General features: G+C 60.8%; 15 protein-coding genes and 4 pseudogenes. 10 read left to right on the forward strand and 9 right to left on the reverse strand.

Translation table 11 applies throughout. The features are described from left to right. The first annotated feature begins 68 nt into the window (after positions 1-68). From QZ656_RS00695 to QZ656_RS00710, 4 genes and pseudogenes are all read left to right on the forward strand, one after another. Positions 69-365: a transposase gene (locus QZ656_RS00695; RefSeq protein ID WP_291991595.1), complete on the forward strand. Its 297-nt coding sequence runs from the start codon at positions 69-71 to the stop codon at positions 363-365. Next, complete coding sequence (locus QZ656_RS00700) at positions 362-982, forward strand: IS3 family transposase (protein WP_291991596.1); 621 nt, start codon at positions 362-364, stop codon at positions 980-982. Before QZ656_RS00695 ends, QZ656_RS00700 begins: the two co-directional genes overlap by 4 nt. Positions 983-1,040: 58 nt before the next feature. After that, positions 1,041-2,203 (forward strand): annotated as a pseudogene (locus QZ656_RS00705) (IS3 family transposase); the annotation flags it as partial. 279 nt (positions 2,204-2,482) lie between these two features. After that, positions 2,483-2,698 (forward strand): annotated as a pseudogene (locus QZ656_RS00710) (IS3 family transposase); the annotation flags it as partial. Positions 2,699-2,710: 12 nt separating this feature from the next. Here QZ656_RS00710 and QZ656_RS00715 read toward each other — a convergent pair. Further along, a complete protein-coding gene (locus QZ656_RS00715) occupies positions 2,711-3,556 on the reverse strand; it encodes an ATP-binding protein (RefSeq protein ID WP_291991597.1) in 846 nt (281 codons plus the stop codon). Further along, positions 3,553-4,155 (reverse strand): annotated as a pseudogene (locus QZ656_RS00720) (IS481 family transposase); the annotation flags it as partial. The gene QZ656_RS00715 and the pseudogene QZ656_RS00720, both read right to left, overlap by 4 nt. 283 nt (positions 4,156-4,438) lie before the next feature. Between QZ656_RS00720 and QZ656_RS00725 the strand changes: the two are divergent. Genes QZ656_RS00725 through QZ656_RS00735 form a run of 3 tightly spaced genes read left to right on the forward strand, consistent with a single transcriptional unit; the run spans position 4,439 to position 7,492 of the window. Next, positions 4,439-5,566 (forward strand): tyrosine-type recombinase/integrase, encoded by a 1,128-nt coding sequence (locus QZ656_RS00725; RefSeq protein ID WP_291991598.1) that lies wholly within the window; start codon positions 4,439-4,441, stop codon positions 5,564-5,566. Between the two features lie 20 nt (positions 5,567-5,586). Continuing rightward, a complete protein-coding gene (locus QZ656_RS00730; RefSeq protein WP_291991599.1) occupies positions 5,587-6,504 on the forward strand; it encodes a tyrosine-type recombinase/integrase in 918 nt (305 codons plus the stop codon). After that, on the forward strand, positions 6,497-7,492 hold the full coding sequence (locus QZ656_RS00735) for a tyrosine-type recombinase/integrase (RefSeq protein ID WP_291991600.1): 996 nt from the start codon (positions 6,497-6,499) through the stop codon (positions 7,490-7,492). The genes QZ656_RS00730 and QZ656_RS00735 overlap by 8 nt, the downstream gene beginning before the upstream one ends. Positions 7,493-7,580: 88 nt before the next feature. Here QZ656_RS00735 and QZ656_RS00740 read toward each other — a convergent pair. After that, positions 7,581-8,426 (reverse strand): annotated as a pseudogene (locus QZ656_RS00740) (DDE-type integrase/transposase/recombinase); the annotation flags it as partial. 97 nt (positions 8,427-8,523) lie between these two features. Next, complete coding sequence (locus tag QZ656_RS00745) at positions 8,524-8,865, reverse strand: hypothetical protein (protein ID WP_291991601.1); 342 nt, start codon at positions 8,863-8,865, stop codon at positions 8,524-8,526. 348 nt (positions 8,866-9,213) lie between these two features. On the opposite strand from QZ656_RS00745, the gene QZ656_RS00750 reads away from it, so the two are divergent. Next, the gene (locus tag QZ656_RS00750; RefSeq protein WP_291991602.1) at positions 9,214-9,771 is read left to right on the forward strand and encodes a hypothetical protein; all 558 of its coding nucleotides are present in this window, start codon (positions 9,214-9,216) and stop codon (positions 9,769-9,771) included. 305 nt (positions 9,772-10,076) lie between these two features. Here the strand turns inward: QZ656_RS00750 and QZ656_RS00755 are convergent, their stop codons facing one another. The 3 genes from QZ656_RS00755 to QZ656_RS00765 all read right to left on the reverse strand — a co-directional run bounded on the left by QZ656_RS00755 (position 10,077) and on the right by QZ656_RS00765 (position 11,481). Then, positions 10,077-10,352 carry a type II toxin-antitoxin system RelE/ParE family toxin gene (locus QZ656_RS00755; protein ID WP_291991603.1) on the reverse strand — a complete coding sequence of 92 codons (276 nt, stop codon included), beginning with the start codon at positions 10,350-10,352 and terminating at the stop codon, positions 10,077-10,079. Then, a complete protein-coding gene (locus QZ656_RS00760) occupies positions 10,352-10,621 on the reverse strand; it encodes a ribbon-helix-helix domain-containing protein (protein ID WP_291991604.1) in 270 nt (89 codons plus the stop codon). Before QZ656_RS00760 ends, QZ656_RS00755 begins: the two co-directional genes overlap by 1 nt. A 218-nt stretch (positions 10,622-10,839) precedes the next feature. Continuing rightward, positions 10,840-11,481: a recombinase family protein gene (locus QZ656_RS00765; protein ID WP_291991605.1), complete on the reverse strand. Its 642-nt coding sequence runs from the start codon at positions 11,479-11,481 to the stop codon at positions 10,840-10,842. Between the two features lie 193 nt (positions 11,482-11,674). On the opposite strand from QZ656_RS00765, the gene QZ656_RS00770 reads away from it, so the two are divergent. Together QZ656_RS00770 and QZ656_RS00775 are read left to right on the forward strand one after the other, a co-directional pair. Continuing rightward, complete coding sequence (locus tag QZ656_RS00770) at positions 11,675-11,968, forward strand: AbrB/MazE/SpoVT family DNA-binding domain-containing protein (RefSeq protein WP_291992099.1); 294 nt, start codon at positions 11,675-11,677, stop codon at positions 11,966-11,968. A gap of 2 nt (positions 11,969-11,970) precedes the next feature. Then, complete coding sequence (locus QZ656_RS00775; RefSeq protein ID WP_291991606.1) at positions 11,971-12,372, forward strand: type II toxin-antitoxin system VapC family toxin; 402 nt, start codon at positions 11,971-11,973, stop codon at positions 12,370-12,372. A 342-nt stretch (positions 12,373-12,714) separates the two neighbouring features. Here QZ656_RS00775 and QZ656_RS00780 read toward each other — a convergent pair whose 3' ends face one another. Both QZ656_RS00780 and QZ656_RS00785 read right to left on the reverse strand, forming a co-directional pair. Then, positions 12,715-13,704, reverse strand: coding sequence for a tyrosine-type recombinase/integrase (locus QZ656_RS00780; protein ID WP_291991607.1), 990 nt, complete (start codon positions 13,702-13,704; stop codon positions 12,715-12,717). Continuing rightward, positions 13,701-14,108, reverse strand: coding sequence for a tyrosine-type recombinase/integrase (locus tag QZ656_RS00785; protein ID WP_291991608.1), 408 nt, complete (start codon positions 14,106-14,108; stop codon positions 13,701-13,703). Before QZ656_RS00785 ends, QZ656_RS00780 begins: the two co-directional genes overlap by 4 nt. Between the last annotated feature and the right edge of the window lie 97 nt (positions 14,109-14,205).

A 14,205-nucleotide genomic window follows, 5' to 3' on the forward strand; every position in this document is an offset into this window, starting at 1 on the left:
ACAATGACGTGGTCTAATTTCCCTGGACACCTCGATAGGTGGATGATCCACCCTAAGAGGAGCAATTGATGAGCCAACAACGCAAGACCTTCGACCCGAGCTTCAAGCTGCAGGTCGTTCAACTGATCAAAGAGCAAGGCCTGAGTGTGGCGCAAGTCTGCCGCGACATGAGCCTTGGCGAGACGGCCGTCCGCCGCTGGCTGAGGCAGTTTTCGGCCGAGCAATCCGGCCAGGCTGGCATCGGCAAGCCGCTGACGGCCGAGCAGCAGCGCATACGCCAATTAGAAGGGGAGGTTCGGCAACTGCGTCAGGACAACGACCTACTAAAAAAAGCGTCGGCCTTCTTTGCCCGAGAACTGCGATGAGCCACCGGCTCATCGATCAGTTGGCAGAGAAGGCCACCACCGGTGTCGCGCCGCTGTGCCGCCTCCTCGGCGTCAGTCGCTCGGGGTACTACGCCGCCGCAGCACGGGCCAGAAAGACCACCAGCGTTTGCGCGGCAACGGTTCATCTGAAGACGCTTTTTACGGCCTCTGGACGAAGCTATGGCAGCCGGCGCTTGCAGCAGGCCATGGTTCAAGAAGGGCGGCCCATCGGCCGGCACCGTGTTCGAACGCTGATGCGAATCAACGGCCTACGGCCTGTCTGGAAACGCAAGTTCATCCACACCACCGATAGCCGCCATACCCTGCCGATCGCCGACAACCTGCTCAACCGGCAGTTCGAACCGGCCACGGCGAATGTCGCCTGGGTCTCGGATATCACCTACATCCGCACGGCTAGCGGCTGGTTGTACCTGGCCGTCGTGATGGACCTGTTCTCGCGCAAGATCGTGGGCTGGGCGATGGCCCCAAACATGCTTGCCGAACTGGTCTGCGCGGCCTTGCAGATGGCCATTACCCAGCGGCAACCGCCGGCGGGTTTGCTGGTGCATTCCGATCGCGGCAGCCAGTACGCCAGCGACGCCCACCGTAGCTTATAGTGGTCCCTGGAAATCAGACAGTGGTTTAAGCTGTGCTCCATCATAGGAGCGAGAAGCGATGAGTGAAGCAACGACGCGGAAGGTACATACGCCGGAGTTCAAGGCCAAGGTTGGTCTGGAGGCGGTACGCGGGGTCAAGACGATCAACGAGATTGGGCGGGAATACGGCGTGCATCCTGTGCAGGTTGGGCAATGGAAGAAGGCCATCCAGGAGAATGCCAAGACGCTGTTTGAAGGCAAGCGTGGCCCCAAGCCGGCGGCGGCGCACCGGGAGCCGGAGCTGTTGTACAGCGAGATCGGCAAGTTGAAGATGGAACTGGACTGGCTCAAAAAAAAGTCTGGGATCAGCCTGCCGTGATACGGCATGCGTGGATCGACCCCGGTGAGGCCGTCGCCGTGGTGCAGCAATGCGCTCTGGCAGGCTTATGCCGAGCCACGGTCTACGCGCAGCGCCGGCCGCCGGTGGTCGATGCCAACGATCTCCTCCACAGTCGGCTGATTGACGAGGAGTACACGCGGCATCCGTTTTACGGCACCCGCCGGATGGTGATCTTTCTTGAGAACGTGGGGCACACGGTCAATCGCAAGCGCGTGCAACGCCTGATGCGACTGATGGGGCTGTCGGGCATGGCGCCGGGGCCGAACACCAGCCGTCCGCGCCCAGAGCACCCGGTCTATCCGTACCTGCTGCGTGGCGTTCCTGTGGTCAGACCCAACCAAGTGTGGAGCACGGACATCACCTACATCCGGCTGGCCCACGGCTTCGCCTACCTGGTCGCCGTGATCGACTGGTATAGCCGCAAGGTGCTCAGCTGGCGGATCAGCAACAGCATGGAATCGGTGTTCTGTGTCGATTGTCTGGAGGAGGCCCTGCGTAGCCACGGCAAGCCAGAAATCTTCAACAGCGATCAAGGCGCGCAGTTCACCAGTGAAGCCTTCACCGGGGTGCTGAAACGGGAAGGCGTGGTCATCAGCATGGATGGGCGGGGGCGGGTATTCGACAACATCTTCGTCGAGCGCCTCTGGCGCAGCGTCAAGTACGAGGACGTGTATCTGAAGGGCTATGCCACGATGGGCGAATTGATGCTTGGCCTGACCGAGTACTTCGCCTTCTACAACACTGAGCGTCCGCACCAGTCGCTGGGCAACACGGCACCCGCGGTCGTCTATCGAAACGGCATAGGTGGCGGGGCGTTGATCCTCGACAAGTTTGGCGGCGCGGGTGGGGCATCGCCTGTTCCGCTACGCTCCACAGGCGATGCCCCACCCGCAAAAGCAAAATCAACGACAGAATCAAAGGCAGAGTCAAAGGCAGAGTCAAAGGCAGAGTCAAAGGCAGAGTCAAAGGCAGAGTCAAAGGCAGAGTCAAAGGCAGAGTCAAAGGCAGAGTCAAAGGCAGAGTCAAAGGCAACACCGGGGCAGCGCCGTCCAGCTGCTAGCGAAGTCAAATGCACAACTTAAACTGGGTTGATATTTGTCTTGACTCAGGGGACCACTTTAGCCGTCATGGAGCGCTTCTTCCTGAATCTCAAGATGGAGCGCGTCTGGCCGAACAACTATGCCAACCATGCCGAGGCCACTCGCGATGTGACCGACTACATCGTCGGCTTCTACAACAGCACCCGCCTGCACTCGAAACTCGGTTACCTGCCGCCGAATGTCTATGAACACCAAATGGCAGAAAAACAACCTATCGAGGTGTCCGAAATTACTTGACCACGACAGTCGTCACCGGCCGGCCGCCACGCGACGCTGCGCAGGGGTCTCGGGTGACGCGAAGACCTCGAGGTAAAGTTTCTCGTCGAGTTGCGGCAACTCACGCTGCGCCGCGGCGGCGAGCAGTTCGGCCGCGAGGGTGGTCAGGATGCGGTAGTTACCGGCGGCGTGATCGCACAGCGTATGACAGAGTGCGGGGGTCATCAGGCTGGCGTTCCCGGCGCGGCTCAGCAGATGGGTCAGGCAGGCGAGTAACTCGTCACGCGACGCATACTCGATGGCGAGGCGGGTACGGATGCGGGAGCCGAGCGGGATCAACTCCTCACGACGCAGCTTCTCGATGAGATGCGCATCGCCGGCCAGCACCACACACAGGAGCGGCTGCGAATCGAACCGCGCACTGGCGAGCAGGCGCAACTCGCAAAGAACGGCCGGACTCATCTCCTGCGCCTCATCGACCAGCAACACCACCCGGCGACGGGTCGTTTCCAGATGCGCGAACCAGACTTCGCGCAGCGCCTTGAAGCCACCCCAGCGGTTATGCGGGCGCAAGGGCACGGTGAAGATGTCGCCCATTTCGCGATAGAAATCGGCCAGGTTGCTCTGCGGATGGTTGATCGCGCCGACGGTGACGTCCGACTGACTTCCCAGACGGTCGGCCAGGAGGCGCAAGGCCACGCTTTTGCCGGTGCCTGGATCGCCGTGGATCATCGCGAAGCCCCCTTCGCGGATCTGAGCGTGTTCGATTCGCCAGCAGAAGTTCTCGATCCGGGGCGGAACAAAGAGGGCCTCGATTGGCAATTCAGGGGAGAAGGGATTCCACTTCAGCCCGTAGAGGGCGAGGAGCCGATGGTTCATGCCGGCTCCTTGTCGGCGGACGGGAAATACGCAGGCGGCAAGCCCGTCGCGGCGTAGTCAGCGAGCAGCTGGCGCAGCAGCGGCGCGATCCCGGTAGACGCCGGCGCCAGAGCCTCTGTCGTGACGGGCGCGAGGCGCCGACGCTGACCATCGGCGTTGGCCGACTTGTCGAGCACCTTGACCGGGCAAAGCACGACGCCGGTGCTCGGATCCACGAGATCGACGTGCCTGAGGTCCCAGCGGGCGTAGCGTAGATGAACCACCGGCAGGTGCCGATAACTGGCGGGGATCTCGAAGCGTATGCCAGCCAGACTGACCGTGCCATCGGCACGCCGCTGGCGGCGCGCGACCTCAATCCGGAAGGCGGCCTGCAGCGTGCCAGTATCCGGGCAGTCACGGCGAACACTGGGCCCAGCGAGATAGCGCGCCAAGGGGGTCGCATCGATCTCGGAATGGAGCGTACGGTGGTACTCTTGTTCGACCCAGGCCTGGCTGGCCTGATTGAGCAGGTCCAGCGTCAGCAATTTCTCGCCTTCGAGCATCGCCATCAGGCGCCCTTCGATGCGCCCCCAAAACGATTCCTGTTTGGCATTTTGATAGTTACGTGGCCGGCCACGTAACTATCAGTATGTGGCGCTCAGAAATATGTGGCGACGAATCCGGCACCCCGCTTGGTTGCGGGCGGTCGGTCAAATTTACGCCACATAAGTTTGCGCGGATCAGGATCACGATGATCGTCCATCTTGTTGAAGACGGAGATCGATCATGATTGAAGAGCTATTCAAGCGCCCCACGGCGCTGGCGCGCTACCGGGAAGGCCCGCTTGCAAAAGCGCGAGAACAATTTCTCGACCGATGTGCCAACGATGGTTACTCACGCTCGATGCTGCAGAAGATCGCTTGGGTACTCCTGGCCGTCGCAGAGGGCCTTGACCTTGAGCATGGGAAGGTCAGTACGCAGGACATTGAGCGCGCTGCGGACTGCAGACGACGGTTGAGACATCAGCCCATCCGTACCGAGGACTCGGTGTGGACACGCCAGATGTTTATCCACTTCGCGACGGAATGGCTGCGATACCTGGACTGCCTTCAGCAGACCGAAGAGGCACCGAACGCCTTCATGGCTCAGATTGACGCCTTTGCCTGCCATATGCGCGACGAACGAGGCCTGTCGCCAGTGACGATCAGCACGCGTTGTGAGCGCCTGACCTGGTTCTTTGCCGGACTGTGCCCGCCCCGGGATACGTTGAGCGCGATTACCGTTGCCGATGTCGACGCCTTCATTGAGTCGAAGAGTAAGAAAGGTTGGACACGTGCCTCTTTGGCCGCGTTGTCCAGTTCGTTGCGCAGCTTCTTCGCCTTCGCCGAAGCCCGCGGGTGGTGCCCTTCGGGAATCACTGCGGTCATCGAATCGCCGCGGCTCTATACCCGTGAAGGTATCCCGGAAGGCCCAGGCTGGGACGACGTCCAGCGCCTCCTTGTCGCCACAAGCGGTGATCGACCGGCAGATATTCGCGACCACGCCATCCTGATGTTGCTCGCGGTCTACGGCCTGCGGCGAGGCGAGGTCGCGGCGTTGCGGCTGGACGATCTGGATTGGGAAGGCGAGTCGATCCACATCACGCGACCCAAGCAACGTCGTGCTCAGCGTTATCCTTTGCTGCACGCCGTGGGCGAGGCGATCTTGCGCTACCTGCGCGAAGTGCGACCGCGCTGCGGGCATCGGGCATTGTTCTTGACGCTCGGCGCACCCATTCGCCCGCTGTCGGCGCCGAGCATTACGCCGGTTGCGCATGCCCATCTGAGTCGCCTGGGCCTCACCCTGTCGCCACGTGGGGCGCACTGTTTGCGGCACGCCTGTGCCAGCCACCTTCTCGCGTCGGGCTTCTCCCTGAAGCAGATTGGCGACCATCTCGGACATCGCAGCGCCAATTCGACCCTGAGCTATACCAAGGTCGACCTGACGGGGCTGCGGCAGGTGGCCGAACTCGATCTGGGGGCACTGCTATGACGCTCTCCGCGCAGGTTTCCATGTACATCGCTCATAAGCGCGCCTTGGGATACAAGTTCGAGACCGAGGAGGCGATCTTCAAATCCTTCTGCCGGACCGTCGGTGAAGGCCCACTGGCCAGCGTTGAAGGCAAGTCCGTGCTCGCTTTCCTGAACGGCGACGGACCGGTGAGCGCGTACTGGGTCAAGAAGTACCACGTGCTTTCGGGGTTCTACCGCTTCGCTCTGGCACGTGGTTTGGTCAGCAGCGTGCCGTTGCCGTACAGCCTACCGAGGCTGGACACTCCCGTCTTCGTGCCCTACATCTACTCCCACGACGAACTCAAGCGCCTGCTCGACGCGGTCCCCATCGCCTGTACCGGCCGAGCGCCAATCGACGCGTATGTCTTCAGAGCCTTGCTCTTGCTGCTCTACGGGGCGGGGCTCCGCATCAGCGAAGCCGTCTCGCTGAACATCGCTGATGTCGACCTCGAGCAAGCCCGCCTGATCGTCCGGGGGACGAAGTTCTACAAGAGCCGGCTTGTGCCACTGGGCAAGGATCTGACGCATGTCATGAGCGAGTATGTGGGCAAACGCAACGACCGCCACTCAGGCGGCGGGGACACGCCGTTCTTCTGCTTCCGGAACGGCGCGCCGCTGAGCAAGTCTGCCGCGCGCTGCACCTTTCGACGCCTGCGAACTGCCGCCGGCGTTGCCCGCGACGGTGGCTCAAGAGAGCAGCCACGACTCCACGACTTGCGTCATTCGGCCGCCGTTCATCGGCTCGTCGCCTGGTATCGCAGCGGCGCAGACCTGCACGATCTCCTGCCCAAGCTGGCGACCTACCTCGGCCACGTGAACCTGTCGGCCACGCAACACTATTTGACGATGACGCCTGACTTGCTTCAAGAGGCAAGCCGGCGATTCGAACGTTACGCCATGGAGAATGATCATGACTGACCACGCTTTGCTCGGACCTTGGGTCCGGCGTTTCCTGATCGACTATCTGGTGCAGGAGCGCAACCTTTCGATCAACACCCAGAGAAGCTATCGCGACATGCTGGCGCTGCTCCTCCCCTACGTTGGCGATCATCTCAAGAAATCGGTGGACCGACTGACCGTCGAAGATCTGTCGGTAGATCTGGTCCGCCAGTTCCTCGCTGATCTGGAAGCGAGGCGTCGCTGTATCGCCGCCACTCGCAATCAACGCCTCGGCGGCCTTCACGCCTTGGCTCGATTCATCGGCCAGAACAGTCCCGAGCACATCGCGTGGTGCGCACAGATCCGGCTGATCCCCTTCAAGAAAACGGCTCACCCTGGCATCACCTATCTCGAGAAACCGGAAATGGATGCGATCCTGGCGTCTCCGGATCGCCATACCGCTCTGGGTCGGCGCGACTACGTGCTGTTGCTCTTCCTCTACAACTCGGGGGCGCGCGCGAGCGAAGCGGCGGAGGTCCGGGTCAGCGCCATTGACTGGTATGCTCAATGCGTTCGAATCACCGGCAAGGGTAACAAACGGCGTGCCTGTCCATTGTGGCCAAACACCTTGGATGAGTTGCAGTTCCTGGTGGCAAACCGCGCGCCGGAGCAGCGTCTGTTTCTGAACCGCAACGGTCAGCCTCTTACTCGCTTCGGCATCCATACGCTGGTCGAACGCTACGCATCCAGAGCTTGTGCGCAATCACCGTCGCTGGCCAGCAAGCGAGTCAGCCCGCACGTGATTCGCCACACCGCGGCAACCCATCTGCTACGGTCCGGCGCCGACATCAACACTGTCCGTGCCTGGCTGGGTCACGTTTCGCTCGCCACGACAAATCTCTATGCAGAGACCGATCTTGCGACCAAGGCCCGTGCACTGGCCATGTGCGCGCCGGCGGCAGAGGGCGCGATCAATAAGTCCTGGCGCCAACAGCCAGACCTGCTGGCTTTCTTGCGCGGTTTGTAGACAAAGTTTATGTGGCATTTGCCCGGCTCCCGGCCTCGTGTCTTCAAGAGAATGAGGCCCGGGGCCACATATCTTTGAGCGCCACATACTGATAGGGCGAATACGGCAAGGTTGTCTGATGCACGACACCCAGACGGGCGAGGCCGCTGACGGTCTCTTCGGCGAGCATGGCGGCGCCGTTGTCGGTCATCAGGGCTCGTGGCAATCCGCGCTTCATGAAGGCCTGCGACAAGCCGTGCACGAGGCTCTCGGCGGTCTCGTCGAGATACCACTGCAGATGGCAGACCAGCCGGGAGCGATCGTCGATCACGCTAAACAGCAGCGGCTTGACCCACAGGCCGGTTCGGGTCAGAACCTTGCGTGAGGCGTGATGGAAGTCGAGATGCCAGAGTGCGCCGACATAGTCGACTTCGTAGCTCCTGACCTCCAGCCGGTCGAGCCGATCCCGGGCCAACAGCGCCCCGGCGGTTGCCCGTTTGGCGGACGCCTGGCGGAACATTCCCCGGGCCTTGAGATAGCGACGGATCGTCGGATACGACGCCAGGGAAGAGTCGCTCCCGGCCAGTGCGACACGGAGGTTGTCGAAGTGCAGTTGCACCGTCCAGCCCGGATGCTCGTGGTACTGGGCCGTCAGAATCTGGATGGCCACGGGCGTGATGCTCGTGAACCGACCGACGTTGCTGCGCAGGCGATTCCTGAGAACCGCTACCGGATCGGCGGCCGCGCGGGCCGCGTAGTACCAGCGCTCAATTGTCGAGGCGCCAAAGCGAACCTCCTGTCCTGATACCGGATGCCGCCAGGACTTGGTCGACAGGGCGCGCAGCGCCGGGGATAACTCGCCGGCGGCGGGCGGAGCCGCCAGCAAGGGGCCGATGATCGCAAAGCGCAGGCGCGCCCAGCGATCGCGTTTGAGGGGATCGATGAGAGAGGTCAAAAGGGTCTTCCAGAAGGTCGGTGCCGGCGGCACCAGGACGGGAAGTGAAGGCTACAAGCCCTTGAGGAACGGGCCTATCGACATCTTCTGCGGGTCATCAGCACCCCCCACGCAACGTGCTCGGCCGGACCGTGATCGGCGCCAGAAAGAGGAGAAGATGCCCCATGGCTTCTGTGTCATCGCCGACAAAACGTTCCAGCAAACGGCTCGGGAAGTCGTCAGTTACCGGCGGCATGAAGCGCGCACAACACGCTTGCCATAGCGCGGTCAGCGGAAATTGTTCTTTCCACCACTGGCGCCAACGCGCCAGGGTAAGCAACGGAATCGCCAGGGTCGTGGAGAGCCGCGCCGCTGCTGGGTTCTGCCCGGCATGCCGGGCAGAACCCAGCACTACCAGCAGCGCCAGATAGACGCGCCGGCCCAGGAAACGTACGGACATCGAGGTCGTCCGACGGCGACAATCGTTGCAGCAGAAGCTGAACCGCCGAGCAAAGTCGGCGCGCACTTCCGGCGGGCACCCACGGGGCTTTCGCGGATAGTCAGCGCGGTGCAGAACGCCGCCGCACGCACATCCTGCCGCTCGCGCCTCGTCCGCCAGCTCCGTGTCAACACGCAGCAACCATCGAAAAAAGTGGGGTTTTTGCAGGAGGGCATGGCACACTGGACTGGTCTCTTGGCATCGAAACCAGAGACTCCCCCAACGGGTGCGTTTGTTCAAGCCCCCTGAGGGGGGTCACCACCTCAACATCACCCTGCTTGACCAGTCAGGCAGCGAATTCCACCACGATTGGTGACCGTGCTCACTACGCCCGAGGCGCTGCCGGGCTTGAACGAAAGTCCATGGCCCCGACTGGTGGGCCAGGACTGGGTAGACGTCAAGATCTCGAAAGATTCGACGCTGGTCGCCGCCCGCAAGCTTGACGGCAGTCTGTGGGTGAGCCAGGAACGAGCCATGAAAGTGCGCATGGAGCCGCTGGGTTGCGGCTTCGCCGACATGGCTTTTGCGTACGACGAGGCCCAGGGTATCCACCTGCTAGCGCTACGCTCGGATGGTACTTTGCTCGACTACCATAGCGACAGGCGTGATGACGCCAACTTACGCCGCAACCTGCTCGTGCGTAAACCCGACGTTTTGGTGAGCGGTGGAGTGAAGCTGTTCCAGGAGAACGACTACTGGGGCAGTATAGGCGCGGCTGTCTTCCTGTTGCGCCAGGACGGCACGCTGTGGCGATGGTATTGGCGCTTCGGGACGCAGTACCCCAAGGAGGGTGTGCCGCCAGAACAACGCTTGGGCCGGATTGACTTTCCGCAAGAGTGGTTTCTGGGAGTTGCGCCGCAGCGCTGAGCGCTGTCTTTCTCGTTCTGCTGTCAGCCGTCTTGATGCACCCAGCAGCTGACACGGCGATAGCCACTTGGCGTGCACCGGTTGATGTACTCCAGCAAAGGCTGGATTGAGGCCTTCTGACGCCAGTTGTGGGCGGAATCACGGCTCCCAGAGGCGATTCGGAGCAAGAACGTGGCGGAATCGCTCGGAAAAGCGGTAATTAGTCGTACACATTGAACAGAATCGGTCGCGCTTAACGCGCAGTGGCTGGATTCACGAAAACCTCATGTAATTCGAGGTGCCAGGTAGGTTGGCGGCAGTGCCCATCAGCGATCCTCTCGGGTGTGCCACAGCCGCAGCACGTAGATGGCAGTTTTCTTAATTTCATAGCGCATCTCGTAATGCCCCACGCGAATCCGGCGCACCTCGCGCGGCTCGAACTCATCGATCCGTTCGCCGATGCGTGGGTTGGCCAGCAAGGCAGACGGCGCGGCCGCTAGCGCCTGTACGGTGCGTGCAGCCGCCGGTTTGTTTACCGGGGCCAGAAATTCGTATAGACGAGCCAGGTCGGAGAGTGCCTTGCTGGTCCATTTCAGGTCCATTAGCGCGGCACCGGCAATGGCGTATCGGAGCTGAGGCTGTCCGCCCATGCCTGCACGGCTTGGTGGTCGATGACCCGGCCGGCATCCACATCGGCCAGTGCCTCGCGGGTCAGGCGACTGCGCTCTTCCTCCTGGTCGATCCAGGCCGACAGCGCTTGTTTAATGATCCAGCCGCGCGACCTCTCAAGCCGAGCGGCCATCTGATCGACCTTCTCGGCCAAGGGGATGGGAACGTGTGCGGTCAGCACTTTGGTTTCGGTCTGTGCCATTGCGAGATCTCCTTCGTTTGTGCGACGGCTCTGCTTATTTGTGATTGAAATACAATCATAGTGATTTATAGTGAGTCATTCAAGCAAGGTGTCATCTTGAGCTATGTTTCAAATTAGCGTCAGGTGAACCGCTCAAGTCACGTTAGATTAGGGCAGCTTTCTGCCTTGTCTGACGTTGCAGGCCAAACGTCTTAGACTTGAACCTGACAGGTTCGCCGCTAGCGTGCTTTATTTTCCGTTCTCTGAGATGACCCTTGGTACATGGCCCAAATGCGTTTGACCTGACTTTCGCTACACCCAGCCAGCTTGGCGGTTTTCTGGATCGTATGGCCCGCCCGGCGTAGGGCAACTATGCGCTGGTGTGTGGTGGCATCCGGCTTCCGACCGGTGTATTTGCCGGACGCTTTGGCCAGTTGCACGCCCTGACGCTGCCGCTCGCGGCGTGTCTCGTAGTCGTCGCGAGCCATTTGCAGGGCCAGCTTGAGCAGAAGTTCCTGCACCGACTCCAGCACAATCTTGGCAACGCCGTCGGCGTCAGCCGCCAAGTCGGAGAGATCGACCAAACCCGGTACGGCCAGCCTCGCCCCTTTGGCCCGGATCGAGCCGACCAGTTGCTCGGCCTCGGCCAATGGGAGTCGGCTGATGCGGTCGATCTTCTCGGCGACCACCACTTCGCCCGGTTGCAGATCGGCGATCATCCGCAGCAGTTCAGGTCGGTCGGCGCGGGCACCGGATGCTTTCTCACGGTAGACGCCGGCGACGTAGTAATCGGCCGCCCGGGTACTGTGCTCGATCTCGGCCTGACGGGTGAGGTTCTGTTCATCGGTGCTGACGCGGAGATAGATGCGGGCGACTTTCATGGAGCCTGGCCAAGATGGGTATACGGAACTTGGCCAACTATAGATCAAGTAGCCAATAATGTGAAAGGCAATGTAAGTTGGCCAGCGTCTATTTGACCATCCCAATTGGCTAGAAACGAGGAAAAGTTGGCCTGCTTCGGCAGATTGTATATACTTGCGTATATACTTTTGCGCTGCGCCAGGGAGAACCGTGATGATCGAGACACGTATTGCCAAGCTGTTCAAGAACGGCGCCAGTCAGGCGGTGCGTCTCCCCTCGGACTTCCGCTTTGAAGGGGACGAGGTCTATGTCACGCGCGACGATGCAACCGGCGATGTCGTGCTGTCCAACCGGCCGGGGGCCAAAACCTGGAACGAATTTTTCGAGTTGTTGCATGAAGTCGACGTTCCCGCAGATTTCATGGCCGAGCGCCCGCTGAATGTGTTGCCTCAAGAACGAGGCGTCTTCGACGACGATCTCTCTACGAACAACAAGGTGAGCCGCTAGCGATGCTGCATATGCTGGACACCGACACGGCAAGCTACCTGATCAAGGGAAAATCGCGCGCGATAGAAACCAAGCTGGCGGCCCTCATGCCGTCGATGGTTTGCATCTCGGTGATGACGCGGGCGGAATTGCAATATGGCCTGAAGCGATTGGCGGGCGACCATCGTTTGCATCTGGCGGTGCGCCAGTTCTTCAAGATCGTCCGCATCCTGCCGTGGGACGCCGATGCCGCCGACTGGTACGCCGAAATCCGCCACCAACTCGTTAGCACGGGGCAACCGATCGGCGAACTGGATATGATGATCGCCGCACACTCGTTGTCAGCCGGTGCGGTGTTAGTCACCAACAACAGCCGCCATTACGAGCGGATCGCTGCACCGCTAATCCTGGACAACTGGGCATAGCACACCAACCAGGTTTGCTTGCTGCGAATGCAATCCTTGCGCAATCCCGCAGACGACGAATAGGCAGCGCGCTTGCCCTGATCTGGGGCCACACCTACCTTTGGGCCGAAATGGGGGAAGCGTACGGCTGTAGCCTTGGCTAGTCTGACGATGACAAACACCTAACCCGGTTTTCCGTTCTTATGGAAACGGGCAAATTATGGAAAGCTGACGTCGACGATAGTCTTTCTTGCCACCTCGCCGGCTTGAGCAGCTTTCCATAAAAATTCAGCTATCGCTCTATCGCCGCAGGAGGCACGGGGCGAGAAGGAACTACGTCCTCCAGCATGTCTGCGTCTGCCGTTAGTGGGTCTGCAAGGAAGCGATCAGTTTGTCCGGCACGGTGAAACGTCCTCGCTTGAGCCGTAACGGCGTCATTCCCTCAATCGTCTCGATCTTCTCCATGGGGTCTGCCCGCAGGTAAACCTCGGTCGTCTGCATCTGCGCGTGGCCAAGCCAAAGCGAGACCTTGCGCAGATCCTTGGTCGCCTGGAAAAGCACCATGGCGCAGGTGTGTCGCAGCACGTGCGGCGAAACCTGTTTATCGCGTAGCGATGGGCAATATTCAGCGGCCGTCTGGGCGTACTGCTTCAGAACGAAGGCAAAGCCAGCGCGTGTCATCGCCTGTCCGCGTGCATTGACGAACAGCTCCGGTGTCAACACATTGCCGCGAATCGCCAGCCATGCGCGCAAGTCGACCGCAGCTTGCTTCCACAGAGGCAATGCACGTTCTTTCCGGCCCTTACCCGTGATGCGTATCGTCGGCACCGGCTGCAACGCCAGGTCAGACAAAAGCAGTCCAGTCAACTCGGATACGCGCAGCCCAGCGGCCAAGCTGATATGCAACATGGCACGATCCCGGATGCCGATGCGGGTACTTACATTTGGGGCGTTCAGGACGGCTTCCATTTCCACCTGAGTCAGGTAGTTGATGAGGACGGTGTCTGTCTTCTTCGACGGAATTGCCTGGATACGCAGACTCTGCTCCAGCAACGATGGATCACGGTACTCGAGATAGCGCATGAATGACTTGATGGCGGCAAGCCGGGCGTTGCGAGTTCTGGCGGTGTTGCCGCGAGAAGCCTCGAGGTCAGCAAGAAAATCCATCACCAACGGCGCGTCAAGCTGCTCCAGAAAGAGCTTGGATGGCGTGACCTTGAAGCGGGCACTGGCGAATTCGAATAACAGGCGAAAGGTATAGGCATAGCTGTCGCAGGTATGGGGACTGGCACCGCGTTCTAACGGCAACCGCTCAAGGAGGTATGCTGTGATATGAGGGGCTATTGGGGTCATGATGCACCTCCTTGTAAATAGGCTTCGCAGGCACTGGCGATGTCGCTCGTCAACTGTGGCGTGCTGTCGAGATACCAGTAGGTATCGGAGACATGGGCATGGCCCATGTAGGTAGTGAGCGCCAGCGTGTGCTGCGCGACCCTGTCGCGCGACTCGGGACAGGTTTGCAGTGCCCGGACAGCAAAGCTATGGCGCAAATCGTGAAGTCGTGGACGGGGTCTGTCAGGGGGAGCGTTTACACCGGCAGCGGCCAGCACCGCCTGGAAGGTCTCGGCGGCAATCGCATAGCCCAACGGGTGCCCGCCCCGATGGGAAACGAACAGATGCTCGTCGGCGCCGACCACTTTGGTGCGGTGAACGAGATACTGGCCAATGGCGCTCGCCACACTGTCGGTAAATGTCAAGATAGTTGTCGCCTGAGTTCATGCTGCCAATGGCATACTCTTGCTGGTAGAGGTAGCAGCGGCCACGACGCCATCCCGTTCCGGGTTGAGCGTCACC

Source organism: Candidatus Accumulibacter sp. ACC003, assembly GCF_907163085.1.
Taxonomy (GTDB): Bacteria; Pseudomonadota; Gammaproteobacteria; order Burkholderiales; family Rhodocyclaceae; genus Accumulibacter.